The sequence below is a fragment of the Clavibacter rahimiani genome (assembly GCF_052654495.1).
Genome location: NZ_CP199790.1, coordinates 1,267,239 through 1,289,409 on the forward strand (window position 1 = coordinate 1,267,239; position 22,171 = coordinate 1,289,409).

The 22,171-nt window shown below is 73.3% G+C and carries 19 protein-coding genes; 11 read left to right on the forward strand and 8 right to left on the reverse strand.

Features of this window, described 5'->3' with window-relative positions:
* Positions 1 to 120: 120 nt before the first annotated feature.
* The 7 genes from ACT7CP_RS06095 (at position 121) to mmsB (ending at position 8,154) form a co-directional block, all read left to right on the forward strand.
* Positions 121 to 1,065, forward strand: a complete 945-nt coding sequence (locus tag ACT7CP_RS06095; protein WP_445443754.1) for an ABC transporter ATP-binding protein — start codon at positions 121 to 123, stop codon at positions 1,063 to 1,065.
* On the forward strand, positions 1,062 to 1,940 hold the full coding sequence (locus ACT7CP_RS06100; protein WP_445443755.1) for an ABC transporter permease: 879 nt from the start codon (positions 1,062 to 1,064) through the stop codon (positions 1,938 to 1,940). Before ACT7CP_RS06095 ends, ACT7CP_RS06100 begins: the two co-directional genes overlap by 4 nt.
* A 37-nt stretch (positions 1,941 to 1,977) precedes the next feature.
* Positions 1,978 to 3,228, forward strand: coding sequence for a sensor histidine kinase (locus ACT7CP_RS06105; RefSeq protein WP_445443756.1), 1,251 nt, complete (start codon positions 1,978 to 1,980; stop codon positions 3,226 to 3,228).
* Entirely contained in the window at positions 3,225 to 3,890 is a 666-nt protein-coding gene (locus ACT7CP_RS06110) for a response regulator (RefSeq protein ID WP_445443757.1), read from the forward strand. Before ACT7CP_RS06105 ends, ACT7CP_RS06110 begins: the two co-directional genes overlap by 4 nt.
* A gap of 248 nt (positions 3,891 to 4,138) precedes the next feature.
* Entirely contained in the window at positions 4,139 to 5,278 is a 1,140-nt protein-coding gene (locus tag ACT7CP_RS06115; protein WP_413964091.1) for a substrate-binding domain-containing protein, read from the forward strand.
* A gap of 126 nt (positions 5,279 to 5,404) precedes the next feature.
* Entirely contained in the window at positions 5,405 to 6,949 is a 1,545-nt protein-coding gene (gene mmsA / locus ACT7CP_RS06120) for a multiple monosaccharide ABC transporter ATP-binding protein (RefSeq protein ID WP_445443758.1), read from the forward strand.
* Positions 6,946 to 8,154: a multiple monosaccharide ABC transporter permease gene (mmsB, locus tag ACT7CP_RS06125; protein ID WP_445443759.1), complete on the forward strand. Its 1,209-nt coding sequence runs from the start codon at positions 6,946 to 6,948 to the stop codon at positions 8,152 to 8,154. Before mmsA ends, mmsB begins: the two co-directional genes overlap by 4 nt.
* Positions 8,155 to 8,221: 67 nt before the next feature.
* Here mmsB and ACT7CP_RS06130 read toward each other — a convergent pair whose 3' ends face one another.
* From ACT7CP_RS06130 to ACT7CP_RS06145, 4 genes are all read right to left on the reverse strand, one after another.
* On the reverse strand, positions 8,222 to 9,037 hold the full coding sequence (locus tag ACT7CP_RS06130; RefSeq protein ID WP_445443760.1) for a signal peptidase I: 816 nt from the start codon (positions 9,035 to 9,037) through the stop codon (positions 8,222 to 8,224).
* Positions 9,038 to 9,065: 28 nt separating this feature from the next.
* On the reverse strand, positions 9,066 to 9,965 hold the full coding sequence (locus ACT7CP_RS06135) for a hypothetical protein (RefSeq protein WP_445443761.1): 900 nt from the start codon (positions 9,963 to 9,965) through the stop codon (positions 9,066 to 9,068).
* The gene (locus ACT7CP_RS06140; RefSeq protein ID WP_413964096.1) at positions 9,962 to 10,567 is read right to left on the reverse strand and encodes a TasA family protein; all 606 of its coding nucleotides are present in this window, start codon (positions 10,565 to 10,567) and stop codon (positions 9,962 to 9,964) included. The genes ACT7CP_RS06135 and ACT7CP_RS06140 overlap by 4 nt, the downstream gene beginning before the upstream one ends.
* Before the next feature lie 141 nt (positions 10,568 to 10,708).
* On the reverse strand, positions 10,709 to 11,257 hold the full coding sequence (locus tag ACT7CP_RS06145; RefSeq protein ID WP_413964097.1) for an alternate-type signal peptide domain-containing protein: 549 nt from the start codon (positions 11,255 to 11,257) through the stop codon (positions 10,709 to 10,711).
* Positions 11,258 to 11,638: 381 nt separating this feature from the next.
* Between ACT7CP_RS06145 and ACT7CP_RS06150 the strand changes: the two genes are divergently transcribed.
* The 4 genes from ACT7CP_RS06150 to ACT7CP_RS06165 all read left to right on the forward strand — a co-directional run bounded on the left by ACT7CP_RS06150 (position 11,639) and on the right by ACT7CP_RS06165 (position 17,700).
* Positions 11,639 to 13,294, forward strand: coding sequence for a sensor histidine kinase (locus ACT7CP_RS06150; protein ID WP_445443762.1), 1,656 nt, complete (start codon positions 11,639 to 11,641; stop codon positions 13,292 to 13,294).
* A 124-nt stretch (positions 13,295 to 13,418) separates the two neighbouring features.
* Positions 13,419 to 15,248: a BCCT family transporter gene (locus ACT7CP_RS06155; protein WP_445443763.1), complete on the forward strand. Its 1,830-nt coding sequence runs from the start codon at positions 13,419 to 13,421 to the stop codon at positions 15,246 to 15,248.
* Between the two features lie 137 nt (positions 15,249 to 15,385).
* Complete coding sequence (locus tag ACT7CP_RS06160; protein WP_445443764.1) at positions 15,386 to 16,402, forward strand: diacylglycerol/lipid kinase family protein; 1,017 nt, start codon at positions 15,386 to 15,388, stop codon at positions 16,400 to 16,402.
* 119 nt (positions 16,403 to 16,521) lie between these two features.
* Positions 16,522 to 17,700, forward strand: coding sequence for an AAA family ATPase (locus ACT7CP_RS06165; protein WP_445443765.1), 1,179 nt, complete (start codon positions 16,522 to 16,524; stop codon positions 17,698 to 17,700).
* A gap of 121 nt (positions 17,701 to 17,821) precedes the next feature.
* Here ACT7CP_RS06165 and ACT7CP_RS06170 read toward each other — a convergent pair whose 3' ends face one another.
* The 4 genes from ACT7CP_RS06170 to ACT7CP_RS06185 all read right to left on the reverse strand — a co-directional run bounded on the left by ACT7CP_RS06170 (position 17,822) and on the right by ACT7CP_RS06185 (position 22,133).
* Positions 17,822 to 18,919, reverse strand: a complete 1,098-nt coding sequence (locus ACT7CP_RS06170) for a fatty acid desaturase family protein (RefSeq protein WP_307502136.1) — start codon at positions 18,917 to 18,919, stop codon at positions 17,822 to 17,824.
* Positions 18,920 to 19,155: 236 nt separating this feature from the next.
* Positions 19,156 to 20,199: an NAD(P)-dependent alcohol dehydrogenase gene (locus ACT7CP_RS06175; protein WP_445443766.1), complete on the reverse strand. Its 1,044-nt coding sequence runs from the start codon at positions 20,197 to 20,199 to the stop codon at positions 19,156 to 19,158.
* Positions 20,200 to 20,254: 55 nt separating this feature from the next.
* Complete coding sequence (locus ACT7CP_RS06180) at positions 20,255 to 20,986, reverse strand: hypothetical protein (protein WP_445443767.1); 732 nt, start codon at positions 20,984 to 20,986, stop codon at positions 20,255 to 20,257.
* Positions 20,987 to 21,086: 100 nt separating this feature from the next.
* A complete protein-coding gene (locus tag ACT7CP_RS06185) occupies positions 21,087 to 22,133 on the reverse strand; it encodes a LacI family DNA-binding transcriptional regulator (protein WP_445443768.1) in 1,047 nt (348 codons plus the stop codon).
* Between the last annotated feature and the right edge of the window lie 38 nt (positions 22,134 to 22,171).

Sequence of the window (22,171 nt, forward strand, 5' to 3'; positions counted from 1 at the left end):
CCCGGCGGAACCGCGCGGTGCCACCGCCCCGCCGCGCGCGCGGCATCCACCGATCGGCCGATGCCGGGGATCGACCGCTCGGCCGTTCCGCTCCGCACGTCCGGCCGCCACGCTGGACCCATGACCACAGCAGCCGTCGAGGAGCACGTCCGCGTGCGCGACCTCGCGAAGACCTACGGCACGACCACCGCCCTCTCGGGCGTCACCTTCGACATCCACCGCGGCGAGACGTTCGCCCTCCTCGGCCCGAACGGCGCGGGCAAGTCCACGACCATCGAGATCCTCGAGGGGTACCGGCTGCGGTCGGGCGGCAGCGCGTCCGTGCTGGGCGTCGACCCCGCGAAGGGCGGCCGGGCCTGGCGCGCCCGCATCGGCATGGTGCTCCAGTCGAGCTCCGAGAGCGGCGCCATGACCGTGCGCGAGCAGGTCGCGAACTTCGCCCGCCTGTACCCGCGGCCGCGCGACGTCGACGCGACCATCGCGGCCGTCGGCCTCACCGAGAAGGCGGGCACCCTGCTGCGCGCGCTCTCGGGCGGCCAGCGCCGGCGGGTGGACGTGGCCCTCGGGATCATCGGCCGCCCCGAGCTGCTCTTCCTGGACGAGCCGACGACGGGCTTCGACCCCGAGGCCCGGCACCGGTTCTGGGACCTCGTGCGCGAGCTCAAGGCGGAGGGCACGACGATCCTCCTCACGACGCACTACCTCGACGAGGCGGCGCAGCTCGGCGACCGGGCCGCCGTGATCGCGGGCGGACGCCTGGTCGCGATCGGCGCGCTCGACGAGATCGGGGGCGAGGAGGCCCGCGTGCCGCGCGTGCTCTGGCGCGACGACGACGGACCGCACGACGAGCGGACCCGGACACCCGGGGAGTTCGTGGCGCGCCTGTCCGCCGCCACGCCCGGCGGCGAGCCGCGCGACCTCCGCATCGTCCGGCCGAGCCTGGAGGACGTGTACCTGGGCCTCCTCGCCGAGGCCGGGGCGGCGGCGGATCCGCCCGGGCCCGGCGCCCACGGGTCGGCGTCGACGTCCCCGTCCACCGCCGTCGTCGAGGGGGCCGCCGCGTGAGCGCCGTCCGCCCGTCGGCGTCCGGCTCCGACGACGCCGCGGGTGCCGCGACGCCCGCGCTCCCCGGCGTCCTCCCGCTCGGGATCCACCGCATCCGCTACGAGGTGCGCCGCTACTTCCGCCAGTCCGACACGGTCATCTTCACGTTCCTGTTCCCGGTCATCATGCTGTCGATCTTCTCGGTCGCCTTCGGCTCGGCCGGCAACCTGGGCACCGCGCCCGACGGCTCGGGCGGCGTGAGCGCCGCCGCGTACTACCTGCCGGGCATGATCGCCGCGGGCATCCTCCTCAGCGGCGTGCAGAACCTCGCGGTCGACATCGCGATGGAACGCAGCGACGGGACGCTCAAGCGCCTCGCCGGATCCCCACTGCCCGTCCTGTCGTACTTCATCGGCAAGGCCGGCCAGGTGATCGCCACCTCGGTCCTGCAGGTGCTCGTGCTCCTCCTCGTCGCGCGCTTCGCGTTCGGCGTCGAGCTCCCGACCGATGCCGGCCGCTGGGCGACGTTCGCGTGGGTCTACGCGCTCGGGATCACGACCTCGGCCGTGCTCGGCATCGCCCTGTCGCGCATCCCGCGCTCGGGCGCCTCGGCCACCGCGGTCATCACGCCGATCGTCCTGGTGCTCCAGTTCATCAGCGGCGTGTACCTGGCGTTCACGATGCTGCCGACCTGGCTGCAGGACGTGGCCTCCTTCCTGCCGCTGAAGTGGATGGCGCAGGGCATGCGCGCCGTCTTCCTCCCCGACGCGCTCGCCGCCGTCGAGCGCGGCGGCGCGTGGGACCTCGGCGGCGTGCTGGCGGTGCTCGCGATCTGGCTGGTGGGCGGGACGATCGCCGCGATGGCGACCTTCCGCTGGATCCGCCGGGACTCCTGAGCGTGCGCGGCCGGCGGGCGCCTGCCAGGCTCGGGTCATGATCTCCGTCCGCTGGGTGCACGTCGCCTACGCGGTGACCATGGCGCTGCTGGCCGTGCTGTCCGTCACCGTGCGCGGCGCGGACGCAGGACCCGCCCTCGCGTCCGTCGCGCTCCTCGCGGCCGCCTACCTCCTGATCGGCCGTCGCGCGCTCGCCGACACGGACGCCGCCGAGGCCGTGGCGGACGTGCCGGGCCGTCCGGTCCCGCTCGCCGTCGTCTTCCTCGCGGTCGCGATCCCCGCCGCGGCCTGGGCGGTGGCGCTCCTGCCGTCGCTCGCGGTCGTCCAGTGCGTGCTCTGCCCGCTCGTCTGGCTGCTCATCCCGCGCACCCGGGACGCGGTGGTCGGCACGCTCGTGCTCACCGGATCCGTCGCCGCGGGGTTCCTCCTCGGCTTCGGCACCGGGCCGGCGTCGCTGACGACCGTGGTCGTGTCGCAGGGGCTCAGCCTCGCCGGGAGCATCGCGCTCGGCCTCTGGATCACGCGCATCGAGCAGCTCAGCCGTGAGCGGCTCGAGCTCCTGGAGGGCCTGCGGGCCGCGCAGGCGCAGGTCGAGGACCTCGGCCGGGAGGCCGGCGCGGCCCGCGAGCGGGCACGGCTCTCGGCGGACCTGCACGACACCGTCGCGCAGGACCTCACGGCTCTCGTGATGCTCGCCCAGCGCGGCCGCCGCGAGTTGCGCGCCGGCGACGACGAGCGCGCCGCCGGGACCCTCGACGCGCTCGAGGCCGGGGCGCGCGACGCCCTCACCGAGACCCGCGCCATCGTCGCGGCGACCGCCCCCGTGCAGCTCGAGGACGGCGTCGGCCCCGCCCTCGCGCGGCTAGGCGCCCGCTTCTCCCGCGAGACGGGGCTGCCGGTCGAGGTGGACGCCGACGGCACCGCGCCGCTCGACCGCGACGCCGAGGTGATCCTGCTGCGCTGCGCCCAGGAGGGCCTCGCGAACGTCCGCCGCCACGCCGACGCGACCTCGGTCGGGCTGTCGCTCGCGCGGGACGGCGGGGAGGCGGTGCTGCGGATCCGCGACGACGGCCGCGGCTTCGACCCCTCGCGCGCCGCGGCCGGCTACGGCCTGGAGGGCATGCGCCGGCGCCTGGGCGAGGCGGGCGGCCGCCTCGACATCGCGAGCGGACCCGACGGCACGGTCCTCACGGCGCGGATCCCGAGCCGCGCGCCCCTGCCCGCCGCCGCTGCTGCCCCTGCCTCGCCGCGTCCGGCCGCGTCCCTCCCCGCGACGGCCGGCGCATGACCGCCGCCCCGATCCGCGTCGTCGTCGCCGACGACCACCCCGTCGTCCGCGCCGGCCTCGCCGCCCTCCTCGCCTCCGCGCCCGACATCAAGGTCGTCGGCCAGGCACCGGACGGCGAGGCCGCGGTCGCCCTGGCGCGCGCCGAGCGGCCGGACGTCGTGCTCATGGACCTCCGCATGCCCGTCCTCGACGGCGTCGGCGCGACCGGGCGCATCCGCGACGAGGCCCCGGACGTGCGCGTCCTGGTGCTCACGACCTATGAGACCGACGCGAGCATCCTCACCGCGATCGAGGCGGGCGCGAGCGGCTACCTGCTGAAGGCGGCGCCCGAGGAGGAGATCCTCGCCGGCGTCCGGGCGGTCGCCCGCGGCGAGGTCGCCCTCGCCCCGGCCATCGCGGCGCTGCTCGTGCGGCAGGTCGCGCGTCCCGCCCCGGATCCGGTCCGGCCCGCGCCGACCCTCAGCCCGCGCGAGACCGAGGTGCTCGCCCTCGTCGCCGCCGGCCGCACGAACGCGCGCATCGCCCTCGAGCTGCACGTCACGCCCGCGACCGTGAAGACGCACCTGCTGCACGTGTTCGAGAAGCTGGGCGTCGGCGACCGGACCCGCGCGGTCACGCTCGCGATGGAGCTCGGCCTGCTGCCGCCCGCGACCCCGCGGTAACGCTTGGATAACGTCTCCGGGAAGCCTCATCGGCGACTGCGGAAATGGATATGTTCTGACCGACGACGAAAGCACGGATCCCCGCCCACGCGCCGATCCGACGCCCGTCGCCTCGCACCACTCCCAGCACCCCACCACAGCAGCACCCGACTCGAGGACGCGTCGGCGCACCGCACGGCCCTCGCGAGGACGCGACCGCCCGGGTGCCCGCACGACCCGATCGGGCCACCCGAGAGGACCCGCCCCAGATGGCATCCGGACGCAACGCACGAAAGATCAGCTCCCTCCTCCTCCTCGCCGGCGTCGCCGTCGGCATGACCGCGTGCGCGCCCCAGGGGGCGACGAACACCGGCTCCGCCGGCGGCGGCGACGACTCCGGCACCGAGTGCAACGTCGGCATCTCCATGCCGACCCGCAGCCTCGAGCGCTGGATCAACGACGGCGAGGGCCTGAAGACCAAGCTCGAGGGCGACGACTGCACCGTCGACCTCCAGTACGCCGACAACAAGACCGACGCGCAGATCAGCCAGATCCAGAACCAGGTCGCCGGCGGCGCCAAGATCCTCGTGGTCGCGGCCGTCGACGGCAAGACGCTCGGCCCGGCCCTCGAGGACGCGAAGAGCCAGGGCGTCACGGTCATCGCCTACGACCGCCTCATCAACGGCACCGACGCCGTCGACTACTACGCGACGTTCGACAACTACAAGGTGGGCCAGCTCCAGGGCGAGTTCATCAAGGAGCAGCTCGACCTCGACAACGCGGCCGGCCCGTTCACGCTCGAGCCCTTCGCCGGCAGCCCCGACGACAACAACGCCGGCTTCTTCTTCGGCGGCGCGTGGGACGTCCTCCAGCCCTTCGTGGAGAGCGGCAAGCTGACCGTGCCCTCGGGCAAGTCGCCCGCCACGAGCGCCGACTGGCAGGCCATCGGCATCCTCGGCTGGGGATCCGACGACGCGCAGGCCGAGATGGACAACCGCCTGCAGTCGTTCTACACGGGCGGCCAGAAGGTCCAGGTCGTGCTCTCGCCCAACGACAGCCTCGCGCTCGGCATCGAGGCGTCGCTCTCCAGCGCCGGCTACGCGCCCGGCGCCGACTGGCCCGTCATCACCGGCCAGGACGCCGACAAGGCGAACGTGCAGGCGATCCTCGAGGACAAGCAGTCCATGACCGTCTGGAAGGACACCCGGGCGCTCGGCGACCAGGTCCAGAAGATGATCGGCGAGATCGTCGCCGGTGACGACGTCACCGTCAACGACACCGAGTCGTACGACAACGGCAAGAAGGTCGTGCCGTCGTTCCTGCTCGACCCGCAGGTCGTCGTCAAGGACGACGTGCAGAGCACGCTGATCGACTCCGGCTTCCTCAAGGCCGCCGACGTCGGCCTGTAGCCCGCATGGCGGCCGACGGGCGCCCGGCACCACGCCGGGCGCCCGTCGGCCGCGCATCCGTCTCCACCCGGCGCGCGCCGACCCGGCGCGCGCCACCGACCCGAACGGGAACCAGGAGCCACAGGAATGAACGACGTCATCCTGCAGATGACCGGCATCGTCAAGGAGTTCACCGGCGTGCGCGCCCTCGACGGCGTGGACGTCACCGTCCGCCGCGGCGAGGTGCACGCCATCTGCGGCGAGAACGGCGCGGGCAAGTCGACGCTGATGAAGGTGCTCAGCGGCGTCTACCCGCACGGCTCGTACGAGGGCACCATCACGATCGACGGCCGCGAGGTCCGCTACGGATCCATCAACGACAGCGAGCGCGACGGGGTGGTCATCATCCACCAGGAGCTCGCGCTCAGCCCCTACCTCTCCATCGCGGAGAACATCTTCCTCGGCAACGAGATGTCGCGCGGCGGGGTCATCGACTGGAACAGGACCAACCTCGAGGCCGTCAAGCTGCTGAGGCGCGTGGGGCTCGACGAGAACCCGGCCACGCGCGTGCTCGAGCTGGGCGTCGGCAAGCAGCAGCTGGTGGAGATCGCGAAGGCGCTCTCCAAGGAGGTGAAGCTGCTGATCCTCGACGAGCCGACCGCGGCGCTGAACGACGACGACTCGGCGCACCTGCTCGGCCTCATCGGCCAGCTGCGCGACCAGGGCATCACGAGCATCATCATCAGCCACAAGCTCAACGAGATCCGCGCCATCGCGGACGAGGTCACCGTCATCCGCGACGGCAGGACGATCGAGTCGTTCCCGGTGACCGACACCGACGAGATCGAGACGCGCATCATCCGCGCGATGGTCGGCCGCCCGCTCGACGCGCAGTTCCCGCCGCGCGACCCGCACATCGGCGCGGAGAAGCTCCGCGTGGAGGACTGGACCGTGCACCACCCGGTGGACGTCGACCGCGTCGTCGTCGACAACGCGTCGTTCACGGTCCGCGCGGGCGAGGTCGTCGGGTTCGCCGGCCTCATGGGCGCCGGCCGCACGGAGCTCGCCATGAGCATCTTCGGCCGCTCCTACGGCTCCGGCATCAGCGGCCGGATCTACAAGGACGGCAAGGAGATCCGCACCCGCACCGTGAGCGAGGCCATCAAGAACGGCATCGCCTACGCGACCGAGGACCGGAAGCGCTACGGCCTCAACCTCATCGGCAGCATCACGGTCAACGTGTCCGCCGCCGCGCTGTCGAAGCTCGTCAAGCTCGGCGTCATCGACCGGCACCGCGAGTACGCGGTCGCCGACGACTACCGCAAGCGGATGAACATCAAGACGCCCGACGTCTCGGGGGTGGTCGGCAAGCTGTCCGGCGGCAACCAGCAGAAGGTCGTCCTCAGCAAGTGGATCTACTCGGGTCCCGACGTGCTCATCCTCGACGAGCCCACCCGCGGCATCGACGTCGGGGCGAAGTACGAGATCTACGGGATCATCAACCAGCTCGCGGCCGAGGGGAAGGCGGTCATCGTCATCTCCTCCGAGCTGCCCGAGCTCATCGGCCTCTCGGACCGGATCTACACGATCGCCGAGGGCCGGCTCACCGCGGAGGTCGCCCGGGCCGACGCGACACAGGAGGAGCTGATGCGGCACATGACCGCCAGCCGGAAGTCAGGAGCGCAGAAGTGACCGTCATGCCCGAGCAGGCCACCGCGCCGAACGTGCCCACGCCGGACGGGATCAAGAAGCGCCCGCGCCGCCGGATCGACCTCCGGCAGTACGGGATCCTCGCGGCCCTCGCCGTGATCATCCTGCTGTTCCAGGTCCTCACCGAGGGGCGCCTGCTCTACCCGGGCAACGTGGCGAACCTCATCCAGCAGAACGCGTACGTGCTGATCCTCGCGATGGGCATGGTCATCGTGATCATCGCGGGCCACATCGACCTGTCGGTGGGCTCGGTCGTCGCGACCGTCGGCGCCGTCGCCGCGCTCAGCATGAACGAGTGGGGCCTGCCGTGGGGTGCCGCCGTGGCGCTGTCGCTCGTCGTCGGCGCGCTGATCGGCGCCTGGCAGGGCTTCTGGGTCGCGTTCGTCGGGATCCCGGCGTTCATCGTGACGCTCGCCGGCATGCTCGTGTTCCGCGGCGTGGCGCTCGTGCTCCTCACGGGCGGCACGATCTCGGGACTCCCGGCCGAGTTCAACTCCATCGGCAGCGGCAACCTGCCGACCACGGGCACGCCCGACCTCATCACGCTGGGGATCGGCGCGCTCGTGTCGATCGCGCTCGTGGCGCAGCAGCTGCGCACCCGCGCTACGCTCCGCAAGCTCGAGCTGCCGCGCGAGCGGGCCGTCTCGTTCTGGATCCGCACCGCGATCGCCGTCTTCGCGATCATGTACCTCTGCTACCTGCTGGCGTACAACCGCGGGACGCCGATCATCCTGATCATCCTGGCGACCCTCGTGCTCCTCTACTCGTTCCTCCTCACGCGCACGGTGTTCGGCCGGCACGTGTACGCGATGGGCGGCAACCTGTTCGCGGCGATGATGTCGGGCGTCAAGACCCAGTGGGTCAACTTCTTCATCTTCGTGAACATGGGCCTGCTCGCCGGCCTCGCGGGCGTCGTCAGCACGGCGCGCGCCGGCAGCGCGGTGGCCTCGGCAGGCGGGAGCTTCGAGCTCGACGCCATCGCCGCGGTGTTCATCGGCGGCGCGGCCGTGCAGGGCGGCGTCGGCACGGTCGTCGGCGCGGTCATCGGCGGCCTCGTGATGGGCGTGCTCAACCAGGGCCTGTCGATCCTGTCGGTCGACGCGGCGTGGCAGCAGGTCATCAAGGGCCTGGTGCTGCTGCTCGCGGTCGCCTTCGACGTCTACAGCAAGCGGCGCTCCGGGCGCTGACCCGGCACGCCGGATCGACGACGGCCCGGCCGCCCCCTCGGGGAGCGGCCGGGCCGTCGTCGTGCGCTCAGCGGCGGTGGCGCCCGCGGGTCGGGGCCGGGCTGGCGCTCGTGGCCGTCGCGGGCAGGGCGGCGGTGCCGGCGCCGGGGTGGGACGGATCCGCGGCGGCCGCCTCGGCGACGCCCGCCGCCATCCGGTCGGAGTGCTCGTGGTCGCCCGCCGCGTCCGCGTCGTCGGCGGCCGACGCCTGGCGCTTCCGGCGCGCCTGCACGGCGCCCGTCAGGATCGTGACGGCCGCGTAGACGAGGAGCGCCACCGCGGCGGCGGGGATGATCCAGCCGCGCGCCTGCCCGTTGACCGCCTGGTTCGCCCAGCCGACGAGCGGCACCGAGTACCAGACCTCGCCCTGGATCTGCGCGGGCGTCACGGCCTTCGAGTCCGGCTCGGCGTTGTTGTCGCCCTTGAACGTGAAGGAGCGGGTGCCGTCGGACTCGGACGCGATGGCCGTGATGCGGTGGGTGATGACCGCGGGCTCGCCCGACCGGATCTGGTACGTCGCGACGTCGCCCACCTGCAGGTCGTCCGTGTCGACCGGGCGCACCACGATGAGGGTGCCGGGCGGGAGGGTCGGCTCCATCGACTGCGTGAGGATCGTGAGCGGCACGGATCCGGAGACCTTCGGCACCACGAGCAGCACGGCCGCCAGCCCGATGACGACGAGGAGGATCCCGACGCTCAGGCCGACGCCCGCCGCGCTGAGGATCTGGCGGACGGGACCCCGGGCCGGCGTGCCCTCGTCGGGGTCGACGCGCGCCATGTCGTCGGCGGGGCGCGCACCGGCGGTGGCATGACGAGCGCGGCGACGGGGGAGGAGGCGGGCCATGGTGATGTCGTTCCGTGGGGGTGGGGGCTCAGCTGCAGCGGAAGCCGCGCGTGCCGTTGTTGGTGAAGGCCACGATGGTGCCGCTCGCGACCTGGCGGACGCTCACGCCGTTCCGCAGGAGGTCGACCGTCACCTTGACGGTGCCGTCCGGGGCGAGGGTCGTGGGGACCTGGTCGCGGGTGATGCCGGTCATGGGGTAGTAGCCCGTCGTGGTGGCGATGCGCGTGCCGTTCACCATGACGCCGTAGGACTCGGACTGCGCGGCCGTGGAGGCGTCCCACGACACGAAGACGTACCAGTCGCCCTGCGTGGGCGTGCACTGGAAGCCGCCGGTGACGACGGGCGCGGTGGTGGTCTGCACGGCGCGCGAGGTGTCGCGGCCGGTCCAGGCGCCCGTGCCGAGCACGGTCGTGAGGGTGGCGTCGACCTTGGCGGTGGCGGGCTTCGAGAGGTTGCCGACCGCGCGGACGCACCAGGTGGCGGCGGCGCCGGCCGAGAGCGAGCCGGAGAGGGCGGGCGGCGAGGCCCAGGATCCCGTGACGGCGCCGGAGGCGGGGGAGGTGCTGGCGGCGCAGGTGCCGGTGGTCGACGCCCAGGCGGTGACCATCGTGCCGGAGGCGAGGGTGCGGTCCGCGTCGTTGGTCGGGGCGGTCGTGATCGTGCCCTTCCACGCGCCCGCGGTGGATCCGGTGTTCGTGACGACGACCGCGGTGGTGCGCGCGGGGGCAGCGGCGGTGAGCTCGCCGGCCAGCTTGTCGAACCCGGCCTCGGTCACGGCGACGCTGGCCGAGCGGACGTTCGTCGCGGTGGTGGCGGTGGACGCCCAGAGCGCGTGCCCGGCGGTCGCGCCCGCGCCCAGGAGGAGGACCGTGAAGCCGACGAGGAGCGCGGCCCGATGCCGGGGCTGGCCTCGACGGGCACGGGTCACGGCTGCACCTGCGTGCCGACGAGGGTGAAGGCGAGCTGCGCGGTGGAGCCCTGGACGGTCTGGGGGGCGTCGGCGTCGAGGACGACCTGCACGCACGTGATGGAGGAGGCGCCGGGCTGGACCCGGGCGAACGCGTTCGTGGTGGCGAGCTGTCCGGGCCGGCCGGACCAGGTGGTGGCCCCGGCGACGCAGGCGCCCGTGGAGGAGACGGATCCGAGGCGCACCGACAGCTCGCCCGGGAAGGCGGCGTTGGAGGAGGTGCCTCGCACCGAGATGGCCACGTCCAAGGCTACCGTGCCGGTGTTCTTCGCGGTGAAGGTGCCGAGGACGCCCTGGCCGGGGAGGAGCGCCGAGAGGTCGAGCGCGGACTGCTGGGTGACGACGAGGCCGCTCGTGCCGCTCGTGACCGGCGCGGCCGCGGTGCTGGCCGTGCCGTTCCAGAGGGCGTAGCTGCCGCCGGTCGCGGCGAGCGAGGCGACGAGCACGGCGGTGAGGAGCCCGATGGTCGACCAGGCCGCGCGCAGCGGGGTGCGGCGCGCGGCCGGGCGGGTGGAGCGACGACCGTGGGCGGGACGCGGGGCGGATGCCTGCTTCCGGCTCATGGTCGTGCCTTCCTGTCGGTGCTTCCGGTGCGGGTGGGGATGCGGGTCGTGCGGGTCGTGCACCTGGTTCGGTGCGGGGCACCGGGGAGATGGGAACCCCCTCCCCGCGGGTGACGTCACCGCGAGGAGGGGAGCCGGGGACTAGAGCGCGCGCTGGGTGAGCGTGAAGGCGAGCTTGTCGAAGGAGAGCGTGCCGTTCTGGCCGGTGGTCGCGGAGGAGGGGAACGTGACCGTGAGGACGACGTTGACCTTGGAGGCGGCGGTCGAGGGCTTGACCGTGAAGGTGTTGGCCGCGGTGCCGGCGGTGATGCTGGCGTCGGTCGAGGTCACGTCGAGCTTGGTGGTGACGGCGGCCTTGAGGGCGGCGTCGCCGCTGATGGAGAGGGGGTTGTACGTGAGGTCGGCGGCCAGCGAGTCGCCGGTCGCGGTGACCGTGAGGGCGCTCTTGTACTGGAGGACGTTGCCCGGGACGATGCGGTAGGTCGCGGGGTCGATGACCTTGGGGGTGCTGGGGTTCGTGATGTCGGTCCAGACGCCCGTGGTGTCGGCGGCGAGGGCCAGGTTGCCGGCGGAGACGCTCGAGGCGGCGACCGTGGCGTTGGCGTTCCACAGCGCGAAGCTGCCGGCGCCGCCGAGGAGGAGGACGATTCCAGCGGCACCTGCGACGGCACCGGAGACGATCTTGTTCATGGGGTTTCCTGTTCTCTCACGCGGTGTGCCGCGCATGTTCGTGGGGGAGGCGGCGGGTGGGGTCCTGCCGGTCGTCTCCGGTGCTCCGCCGGCGCCTGGTCGGCGCTCCTGCGGTGTCGATCCGGTGTTCCTTCGACGAACACCACTCTGACGGAGCGGCCTCAAGCGACCCGCTGGGCTTCTGCAAGTCCCTCCGAGCTTTGCCTCAAGCCGTCCCCGGCTCCACCTCAAGCGCGTCCCAGCTCCGGCTCAAGCCGCCGCGCCGCCGCGTCGAGCAGGCCGGACCGCGACGACGGGGGCCCCGCGGGCCCTGCGGGGCGGGCCGTCCGGTCTAGGCTCGGGCCACGGCGGGCACCGCCGGTCGACGGAGGAGGGGCACGCATGTCCTCTGCCGTGCTCCCCGTGCGGTCACCCGCGGACGAGCGGCGGCGGCGGTCCGCCCGTGCGCAGGTGCCCTTCGTCCTCAGCTGCGTCGTCGTGGGCGTCCTCGTCGCCGTGGTCGAGCCCGAGGTGCAGGCCGACGCCTGGTACCTGTCCGCGCTCGCCGTGGTGGCGGTCTCCTCGGTCCTCGCCGCCGTCCTCGCGGTCGGCCGCGCCCCCTCGGCCCTCCTCATCGCCGTGCCGGCGGTCGACCTGCTCGCGGTCGCGGTGCTCCGTGACGCCACCTCGGCCACCCTCCCGGCGGCCACCCTCCTCGTGGTCTTCCCGCTGCTCTGGCTCGTCTTCGCCTTCCCCACGGGGGGCGTCGCGGTGGCCATCGCGGGCGCGCTCGCCATCACCCTCTTCCCCCTCCTGCGCGACGGCGAGCTGCCCGCGACGACCATCGCCTGGGCGGACCTCGGCGGCGGGCTGCTCCTCATGGCCCTCCTGGTCACCGCGGCCGCGCAGGCGGCGGCGACCCAGCGGCGGGACCGGCGCGAGCTCGCCGAGGCGACGGAGGCGCAGGCGCGCCTCCTCCACGAGTCGCGCGAGCAGACCGCGACCTTCCGCGACGTCGCGGACGCCGTCGACGTGGGCATCGTCTTCTTCGACGCGGAGGACCGGCCTGTCCTCCGCAACTCCGCGGTCCGCGAGCTCCTCCAGATCGCGGGATACGACCCCGTGAGCGGCCGGGCCACGGCCGTCTACGGATCCGACCGCGTCACGCCCGTGGCCCGCGACGGCAAGGTCCTGCTCGAGGCCCTCTACGCCGACAAGGTGCACGGGCCCGTCTACTGGGTGGGGGAGCCGGGCAACCAGCGCGCCCTCGTGCTCTCCGTGCGGGCCATCGGCCGTCGCCCCGGCCAGCGCACGGGCACGGTGCTCGCGGCCTACGACGTCACCGACCTCGCGCAGGCCGTGCAGGTGCGCGACGAGTTCCTCGCCACCGTGTCGCACGAGCTGCGGACGCCGCTCACCAGCATCGTCGGCTACCTCGACCTCATCGGCGAGCTGCACGATCCTGATGCGCTCGGCATCGCGGGCGAGGTCGCCGTCATCCAGCGGAACGTCGACCAGCTGTCCGGCCTCATCGGCTCGCTCCTCGCGGGCGCGGACCAGGGTCCCGCCCTCACGCGCGGACCCGTCGACCTGACCGCCCGCGTCGACGCGGTCGTCCGCGCCGCCGCCGACCGCGCCGCCGAGCGCGGCCTCGAGCTCCACGCGCGCCTCGAGCCCGGCGTGCTGCTCGACGGCGACGCCGACCGGCTCGCGCAGGTGGTCGAGGCGCTCGTCGCCAACGCGATCGCGTTCACCCCGTCCGGCCGGATCGACGTCGACCTCGGGCGCGAGGGGGACGACGCCGTGCTCGCGGTCGCCGACACGGGCGTGGGCCTCAGCGAGGAGGACCAGCGCCACGCCTTCGACCGCTTCTTCCGCGCGCAGTCGGCGCGCGACGGCGCCGTCCCGGGCCTCGGCCTCGGCCTCTCCATCGCCCAGCGCACGGTCGTCGCGCACGGCGGATCGCTGCGGATCGCCAGCCGCCTCGGCCACGGGACGCGCGTCGTCGCCACCCTCCCGGCAGCCCCGCGCGAGCCCGTCCAATACCGTTCCTCATAGCGGATGGCAAGACCGGAGCGCGAATCGACCCTCCGCGCGCGGTCCGCCTAGACTCGGCCGGTCGCTCGCGGGACCCCTGCGGGCGATGCCCATGCCCTCCAGCCCTCAGGAGCCCATCCCCTCCATGACCTCCACGCGCACGCCCGCAGAACGTCTCCTCGACCGTCTCGTCCCGAAGCGCAGATCGGGTCCCGACGGGACGCGGCCCACCCGCCGCGACCACTCCGACCACCGCCTCCTCGAGGCCCGGTTCACCGGCTCGGTCGACCTCTACGAGCCCGAGCACCCGAAGATCGACCGCCTCGTCTTCGGCATCACGGCGGTCCTCGCGGTCGGCTTCGTCGTGTGGGGCATCGTGAGCACCGACGGCCTCGCCTCGGTGTCCGGCGCCGCGCAGAGCTGGGTCATCGAGAAGACCGGCTGGCTGTTCGTGCTCGCCGCGAGCTTCTTCGTGATCTTCGTCATCTGGCTGGCCGCGAGCCGCTACGGCCGCATCAAGCTGGGCGCCGACGACGAGAAGCCGCAGTTCAAGACCGTCTCGTGGATCGCGATGATGTTCAGCGCGGGCATGGGCATCGGCCTGATGTTCTTCGGCGCCGCCGAGCCGCTCAGCTTCTTCGTCTCCCCGCCGCCCGGCACCACGCAGCCGGAGTCGGAGGCGGCCATCCGCACCGCCATGGCCACCGCGATGTTCCACTGGGGCCTCCACCCCTGGGCCATCTACGCGGTCGCCGGCATCGCGATCGGCTACGGCACCTTCCGCAAGGGCCGCAAGCAGCTCTTCTCCTCCATCTTCCAGCCGCTGCTCGGCACGAAGCGCACCGAGGGCTGGGCGGGCCGCGTCATCGACATGCTCGCGATCTTCGCCACGCTCTTCGGCTCGGCGGCCTCGCTCGGCATCGGCGCCACGCAGATCGGCGCCGGCCTCGAGTTCAACGGCTGGGTGGACGAGGCCACGGCCCCGCTGCTCATCGGCATCATCGTCGTGCTCACGATCGCGTTCATCTTCTCGGCCGTCTCGGGCATCGCCCGCGGCATCCAGTGGCTGTCGAACATCAACATGGTGCTGGCCGTCGTGCTCGCCGTCTTCGTGTTCGTGGTCGGCCCGACGCTGCTGATCCTCAACCTCATCCCCGCCACGCTCGGCGCCTACCTCGGCGACATGACCGAGATGGCGTCGCGCACCGCGGCGACCGGCGGCGACGAGATGAGCGCCTGGCTCTCCAGCTGGACCGTCTTCTACTGGGCCTGGTGGATCTCGTGGACGCCGTTCGTCGGCATGTTCATCGCACGCATCAGCCGCGGCCGCACCATCCGCGAGTTCGTGGTCGGCGTGCTCCTCGCGCCGAGCCTGGTGGCCCTCATCTGGTTCTCGATCTTCGGCGGCTCCGCGATCCACGCGCAGCAGGTCGACGGCGACATGACCGTCGACGGCGCCGTGGTGTCCGACAACACGCTGTTCCAGCTGCTGAACCACTACCCGCTGGCCAGCGTCAGCACCGTCCTCGTCATGCTGCTCGTGGGCATCTTCTTCGTCTCCGGCGCGGACTCCGCGTCGATCGTGATGGGGACGCTCTCGCAGCGCGGCGCCCTGCACCCGAGCCGCAAGGTGGTCGTCTTCTGGGGCGTCGTCATGGGCGCGGTCGCGGCGATCATGCTGGCCATCGGCGGTGGAGGCACCGAGGCCCTCACGGGCCTGCAGAACCTCACGGTCGTGGCCTCGCTGCCGTTCGTGATCGTGATGCTCGTCGCCTGCTACGCCCTCTGGAAGGAGCTGCGCACGGATCCGCTCATCGTGCGCCGCCAGGTCGCGGTCGAGATGATGCGCGACGCGGTCGTCAACGGCGTCGAGCAGCACGGCGACCACTTCCAGCTCTCGGTCGACCCCATCGACCCCGAGGACGCGGAGATCCGCGAGCCCCTCGGCGACGAGGACGAGGCCCGGCGCTCCTGACGCGCCGCTGACGACGACGATGCCGACCCGCGCCCCGCGCGCGGGGCGGCATCGTCGTCCGCGGGCCAGTCGGCCGCCCGGCATCCGGGCGGCCCCGTCACTCCTCGGCGGCCGCGCGCGTCGGTAGGGTGACCATGATGACGACCTCCACCCCCGCCTCCGCTCCCGCACCATCGCCCACCGACGGGTCGGGTCGCCGTGCCGCCGTCGTCTACAACCCCATCAAGGTCGACCTCGACTCCCTGAAGGCGAAGGTGGCGCAGGCCGCCGGCACCGCGGGCTGGGAGGAGACCCTCTGGTTCGAGACCAGCGAGGACGACCCGGGCAAGGGCGCCGCTCAGGAGGCGCTGTCCCACGACGTCGACATGGTCATCGCGGCCGGCGGCGACGGCACCGTCCGCGCGGTCGCCGAGGGCATGTCCGGATCCGGCGTCGCGCTCGGCCTCCTGCCCTCCGGCACCGGCAACCTGCTCGCCCGCAACCTCAAGCTCACCCTCAACGACGTGGAGCACTCGCTCGAGGCCGCGTTCTCCGGCCACGACCGGAAGGTCGACCTCGCGGCCATCGAGATCCTCCGCCAGGACGAGACGCGCGACAAGCACGTGTTCGTCGTCATGGCCGGGGTCGGCATCGACGCCAAGATGCTCGCCAACACCGACTCGGAGCTGAAGAAGAAGGTCGGCTGGCTCGCCTACGTCGACGCGATCTTCAAGGCCCTCCGCGACCGCGACCAGCTGCGCCTGCGCTACCGCCTCGACGGCCGCAGCACGCACCGCCGCCGCGCGCACACCCTCATCGTCGGCAACTGCGGGTCGCTGCCCGCCAACATCCTGCTGCTGCCGGACGCCGCGGTCGACGACGGCATCCTCGACGTGGTGCTCATGCGACCGGAGGGCATCCTCGGCTGGATCCAGATCTGGGTCAAGGTCGCGTGGGAGAACGGCGTCGTCCGCCGCACCGCCGCGGGCCGCCGCCTCATGGGGCCCGAGAAGGAGGTCCGCGCGCTCGAGTACCGGACGGCCGAGGAGGTCGTGGTCCGCCTCGAGAAGGAGGAGGACATCGAGCTCGACGGTGACCCGTTCGGCCGCGCCGTCGGCTTCAAGATCCAGGTGCTGCCCGGCGGCCTCACCGTGCGGGTGCCGCAGGACGCCTGATCCGCGGCTCGCGGTCGCGCTCCCGGGCCTCTCGTCTGCGACCTGAGGCGCAGGGGCCGCGCGGCAGGTGCGACCCCGGGGGGACGACGGCTGTCGGGGGCCCGTGGGAGGGTCGCGGCATGATCCGCACCCTCGCCGTCTCCGGCTACCGCTCCGTCCGCGACCTGGCGCTCCCGCTCACCGGCCTCGACGTCATCACGGGAGCCAACGGCAGCGGCAAGTCCAACGTCTACCGGGCGCTCCGCCTCATCGCCGACATGGCGCAGGGCGGGGCGGTCGGCGCGCTCGCCCGCGAGGGCGGCCTCGAGGCCGTCCTGTGGGCGGGCCCCGAGGGCCTGTCCCGCGCGATGCGCGACGGCGAGCACGCGGTGCAGGGCACCGTGCGGAAGGGCCCCATCGCGCTGCGGCTGGGCTTCGCGGGCGACGACCTCGGCTACCTCGTCGACCTCGGCATCCCGCAGAGCGATCCGTCGGCCCGGCCGCCGACCATGTTCGGGCGGGATCCGGAGATCAAGCGCGAGCTCCTCTTCAGCGGTCCCGTGGCCCGGCCGCGGTCCCTCGTGCTCGAGCGCCGCTGGCAGGACGTGCGCGTGCGCGACGAGGCCGACGGGTGGATGCACGTGCCCGCCATGGTGCCGCCGCACCTCAGCGTGCTCAGCGAGGTGGCCGACGCGGTCACGAGCCCCGAGGCGATGATCCTCCGGCGTCGGATGAGCGGCTGGCGCTTCTACGACCACCTGCGCACGGACGCCGACGCGCCGGCCCGTCGGCCCCGGGTCGGCACGCGCACCCCCGTCCTCGCGAGCGACGGGTCGGACCTCGCGGCGGCCGTGCAGACCATCTGCGAGTGGGGCCGCGGCGACGCGCTCGACGCCCTGGTCGACCGGGCGTTCCCGGGATCCCGCATCGTCATCCGCTCCCAGGACGGCATCCTGACGCTCGGCCTCGAGCAGCCCGGCGTGCTGCGCGTGCTCGACGCGGCCGAGCTCTCGGACGGCACGCTCCGGATGCTCATGCTCACGGCGGCGCTCCTCACCACGGAGACGCCCGAGCTCATGGTGCTCAACGAGCCGGAGACGAGCCTGCACCAGGACCTCCTGCCCGCGCTCGGCGAGCTCATCGCGGAGGCGTCGCGCCAGATCCAGATCCTCGTGGTCACGCACGCCCCGGGCCTCGCGGCCGCGATCTCGGCCCACGCGGAGGCGGGGGAGCTCGTGCTCGAGAAGCCGCACGGCGAGACGACGCTCCGCGGGCAGGGGCTGCTCAGCACGCCGTCCTGGGACTGGGGCAGGCGCTAGTCCGCGTCGGGGGCGGCGGCGTCCGGACCGCCGGACGCCGCACGCACGACGACGCCTCCCGGTCGCGGCCCGGAGGGCGGCGCGCGGGAGGCGTCAGGTGAGGCGGAGCGGCCGCCGGGTGTCAGCGTCCGAAGGACGCCGACGCGGGGCAGTCGAACGGGTCGCCGCCGGCGGAGAGGCCGACCCGGTTGAGGTAGGCGACGACGATGCCGTACGAGGCCAGGAGGGTGGTCTCGGTGTACGGGATCGAGTGGGTGGCGCAGTACTCCTTGGCGATGACCTGGGCCTTCTTCAGTGCCGGGCGGGGCATGTTCGGGAAGAGGTGGTGCTCGATCTGGTAGTTGAGGCCGCCCATGTAGATGTCGGTCAGCCAGGTGCTCTTGATGTTCCGCGACGTGAGGACCTGTCGGCGCAGGAAGTCGACCTTGGAGTCCTTGGGGAGGACGGGCATGCCCTTGTGGTTCGGGGCGAAGGAGGCGCCCATGTAGACGCCGAAGACGGCGAGCTGGACGCCGACGAACGCGAACGCCATGCCGAGGGGGAGGAAGAAGAACACGACGGCGAGGTAGGCGATGATGCGGGTGGAGAGCATCGAGATCTCGAGCCAGCGCTTGTCGACCTTGCCGCGACCGAACACGGTGCGGAAGCCGTGGACGTGGAGGTTGAGGCCCTCGAACATGAGGATCGGGAAGAACGCGTAGCCCTGGTGGCGCGTGAACCAGCCGTAGACGCCCTTGGCGCGGGCGGCATCCTCCGGGGTGAAGGAGATGACGTCGCGCTCGATGTCCGGGTCCTTGCCGAGGACGTTCGGGTTGGCGTGGTGGCGGGAGTGCTTGGTCATCCACCACGAGTAGCTGATGCCGACGAAGAGGTTCGCCAGTGTGCGGCCGGCGATGTCGTTGGCCTTGCCGGACTCGAACACCTGTCGGTGGGAGGCCTCGTGGGCGAGGAAGGCGAACTGGGTGAAGATGATGCCGAGGCCGGCGGCGATGAGCAGCTGGAACCAGCTGTCCCCGAGGAGCACGAAGCCGGCGCCGAGGCCGACGAGGGCCGCGGTGATGCCGGAGAACATCAGGACGTAGAACCCGACGCGGCGGTTCAGGAGGCCGGCGTCGCGGACCGTGTTGAGGAGGCCCGAGTACTCGGTGGTGGGGTTGGCTCCGCCGCCGCGCTTGGGGCGGGTGAGCACGATGCGAGGTGCTGCGGTGGTGTCAGTCATGGTCAGCTCGTTCGTCCGTGGCCTCTCGGCCAGGTGGAGCGGGCCGCCGTGGCGAGCCGCTGTATGTCGACGTCACGTGGGCACATGACGCAGGCGGCCGGGATCTGGGGCAACCAGGACCCACACTCCCATAGGGACGGGCACGTCGCACCAGGGAGACTCACAGCGCGGGCGGCGTGTCGCTGTCGATGGGCGACACCGCCGCGCCAGTCCGCGGGTTACAGGCTGCTGGGCGGCTAGGGCACGATGACCGCGCGGCCGCGGACGGCACCCGCGGCGAGGGCGGCGTAGGCGTCGGGTCCCTCGTCGAGGGAGTAGCGCTGCGTCTCGACCGTCACCTGTCCGGAGCGCGCCAGGTCGAGCACCTCGATGAGCTCGGAGCGGCTGCCCCAGTAGGGGATCCGAATGGCGGCGTCGAACGCGATGCGTCCGAACCCGACCTCGACCGCGCCGCCGCCGATGCCGACGATCGTGACGTCGCCCCCCGGCTCGACGACCTGCACGGCCGTCGCCATGGTCGGCGTCGCGCCGACGAAGTCGAACACGGCCTGCACGCCGCGTCCGCCGGTGATCGCCCGGATGCCGTCGGCCGCGGCCGCGTCGCTGATGACCGTGTGGTGCGCGCCCACGTGGCGGGCGAGCTCCAGCTTCTCCTCGTTCACGTCGAGGGCGATGACCGTGGCACCGCTCAGGGCGCGGAGGATCTGGATCCCCACGTGACCGAGTCCGCCCGTGCCGATGACGACCGCGAACGTGCCCGCGCCGAGCTTCGGCAGGGAGGTCTTGATGGCGTGGTACGGCGTGAGGCCCGCGTCGGTGAGGGACACGTTCTCGATCGGGTCGAGGTCGCCGAGCGGCACCAGGTGGCGCGGGTCGTCGACGATCATGTACTCCGCCATCGAGCCGGGGGCGCCGAGCCCCGGGGGCTTGATCCCCTCGGCGGCGGCGTTCTCGCAGTAGTTCTCTCGTCCCTCGGCGCATGCATGGCAGCGGCCGCAGCCCCAGGGGCCGTAGACGGCGACGGCATCCCCGACGGCGAGGTGCTCGACGCCCGCGCCCAACTCCTCGACGACGCCCGCGCCCTCATGGCCGAGCGTGAGGGGGAGCGCGTACCCGGCGGCGTGGTACTCCTCCTCCGACAGGCCCATGACGTACTCGTCCGAGTGGCACACGCCGGCGGCGGTGACGCGGAGGAGGACCTGGCCGGGACCGGGGGTCGGCCTCTCGATCTCGACGACCTCGGGGTGGGATCCGATGCGGGTGTACTGGAGTGCCTTCATCCGTCCCACGGTATTCCCCTAGTGGGGGAACCTGCTGGGTGCCGCGTCGCGCGGGTCAGGGCAGGCGGCTGCCGTGCGGGGGATCGACGGGCGGGGCCACCGGGCGCTCGGACTCGGGGAGGGCGAGCTCGGCGTCGGCGGCGTCGCGGAGGAGTGCCATGGGGCCGGCGGCGCGGGCCATCGTGTACAGCGTGGAGGCGCTCGTCACGATGTAGAGCGGCACGATGAGCATCTGCACGGTCGCCGTCCCCTGCAGCAGCACGACGGGCGTGGCGATCAGCACGGTGACCAGGAGGATGAGCGCGCCGGGCACCCCGACCGCGGACGACGCGATCGCGCGGCGGGACTCGACCGCGATCCGCTCGGCGGTCCCCGGAGCGAGGGCCACGCGGCCACGCGCATCCACCGACCGATCCAGGAGCGCGGCGTCTCGCCAGTGCGGATGCGCCCCCGTCGCGGAGCGGATGCGGCGGGACGCACGCGAGAGCCACGTGGTCAGGGGGACGGCGCCCGCGACGGCCCCGATCACCAGGCCGAGGGCGGCGGCGAGCACGGTCTCGTCCCCGTCGGAGTCGTCCGCGTGCAGGAGCAGGGCGCGCAGCAGCAGGGTCACGATGACGCCGGTGGTGATCCCCACGACGAGCGCCGTGAGGCGGCGCCGCGGAGTGAGGACGTGGGCGATCCACGTCGTGAGGGCGTCCCATCCGACGCGCAGGAGCTCACGGGTCTCGTGGCCGGGGTCGGCGGGTGCCGCGTCGCGGTCGGCGGTCGTGTCGTCGGCGGTCATGCGGCCCTCTCGTCGGGGCTCCCGCCCGCGTCCATCCTGCCGTCGGCCGCACCCGGTCCGAGGCCGCGCCGGGCCCCCTGTCCGGGGCGGGATCCGCCGATCAGCCGCCCGTCGAGGCGCGGACCACGAGGCGCGTCGGGAGCTCCACGTGCGCGTCGGCCGGGGATCCGGTGCGGGCCACGTGCACGAGGTCCACGGCGCGCGCGGCCATGGCGGCGAGCGGCTGGCGGACAGTCGTCAGCGGGGGCCGGGCGGCGGCGGCGCGCGGCTCGTCGTCGAAGCCCACCACGAGGAGGTCGTCCGGGATGCGGAGGCCGGCCGCCGTGGCGGCGCGGTAGACGGCGAAGGCCATGTCGTCGGTGACCGCGAAGACGCCGAGGGGGCCGCCCGCCGCGGCAGCGACGGCGACGGCGCGGGCGAGCTCGGCGGGGTCGATAACCTCGTCCGCGGACCAGCCCGTCGTGATCCGGTGGAGGGGCACCACGGGCCGGGCCGCCCGCACGGTGTCGCGGAAGCCGGCCTCGCGCGCCCGGCCGAAGCGGAAGCGCGGCGCACCCGCGACCACGAGGAAGGCGGTCGCGCCGCGCTCGGCGAGGTGCGCGCCCGCGTCCCGGCCGCCCGCGCGGTCCGTGGTGCCGACGGACGTCGACCCCGCGGGCACCTCGGCGCGGGGATCGAGCAGCACGAGCGGGATGCGGAGGTCGCGGAGGGCGTCGCGCTCGGCGGCCGTGGGGGTGGTGACGCCGAGGATTACGCCGGAGGAGCGGCGGGCGACGACGCGCGCGCACCAGTCGTCGGCGGGATCCGCGCGCTCGACCGTGAGGGCGAGGTCGTAGCCGAGGGCGGCGGCGCGGTCGCGGGCGGCCTCGGCGACCGTGCGGGTCCACGGGTTGCCGAAGCGTCCCACGACGAGCTCGATGAGGCGGGGCTCGTGCAGCGCCGGCCGGCCCCGGCGGGTGTCCGTGCGGCGGTAGCCGAGGTCGGCGGCGGCGCGCAGGATCCGGGCGCGCGTCTCCGCCCGCACCTCGCCCCGGCCGCCCAGCACGCGGGAGGCGCTCGAGATGGAGACGCCGGCGCGGAGGGCGACGTCGGCGAGGGTCGGCGGGTCGCCCCGCTCCGTCCGGTCGTCGTCCGCGTCCTCGTGCACGACGCCATTTTCGCGCAAATGCGTGGACCTCGGCGGCG